This is a genomic window from Gilvimarinus sp. F26214L (genome assembly GCF_054401055.1).
The window spans coordinates 1-518 of record NZ_JBTIYG010000046.1; the positions used below are offsets into that span (position 1 = coordinate 1).

At 54.8% G+C, this 518-nt stretch carries 1 protein-coding gene; it reads right to left on the reverse strand.

Annotated features, from left to right (window positions below; translation table 11 throughout):
- On the reverse strand, window positions 1-518 hold a 518-nt coding region (locus ACURWW_RS17260), incomplete at both ends, for a transposase (protein ID WP_458618524.1).

The window sequence follows — 518 nt, forward strand, 5'->3', positions numbered from 1 at the left end:
AACCGCCACTGCCCTTGCACCTTCTCTTTACCGCGTAATGAGAACCGACTGAGTCGCTTATTCGTCCCAATGTTGCCAAATACGGGTTCGACGGTGGACATCCGATGGCCGTAAATCGCCTTTCCCCTCCGGCTATCGACACGCCTCTTCATCCAGTCCGTTGCGGTTTTCTCGGTGTTGTAGGTAAAGGACACTACTCGACCATGTCCCTTTCGATCATTGGCCGAGTCCGGGTTGCGCATACAGCTTTCCTTGAGCGAGCAAGCGCGGCAGTCAGTCAGCTTCCCCTCGAACAGAATCTGGGTCTTTCCATTGGGTGCGGTGCTCTTTCGGTGAAGCCACATTTCCTTGCCGGCCGGACAGCGGCAGGTTTCGTGCTTTCGATTGAAGTGGAACTCACGGGCGGGAATGATGGCTTTCACGCCCTTGACGTCATCGCGGTGGCGCTTTCCATACTTCGTTTTCTGATGAGCGAAGGTCTTGTCTCGTGAACGGAACTGGTTATCGGGTATGTAAGC